This is a genomic window from Leucobacter musarum subsp. musarum (genome assembly GCF_001273845.1).
Taxonomy (GTDB): Bacteria; Actinomycetota; Actinomycetes; order Actinomycetales; family Microbacteriaceae; genus Leucobacter; species Leucobacter musarum.
Window position 1 is genome coordinate 1 of the sequence record NZ_JHBW01000030.1, and the last position, 215, is coordinate 215.

Here is a 215-nt window from a genome sequence, read left to right on the forward strand (position 1 = left end):
GCCTCGATCTCTTCGATGAGCGCCCGGGGGCCAAGTACTGGTACACCGGTGGCTTCGGCGTTCCCGGCCTCGCCGCGGGGATCATCGGCGGCGCAGCCGCCTCCTTCTTCCTCACCACCGACTTCTGGAGCGGCGCGATCGCCGAGGCCATGGGCTACATCGATCTCTCCGCTCCCGTTGCGATGATCGTCAGCGGCGGGCTGTACTAGCTCTGC

General features: G+C 67.4%; 1 pseudogene. It reads left to right on the forward strand.

Going from position 1 to position 215, the window contains the following annotated elements:
• Window positions 1–209, forward strand: a pseudogene (locus CH42_RS16510) (nitrate reductase); the annotation flags it as partial.
• Window positions 210–215: the final 6 nt, after the last annotated feature.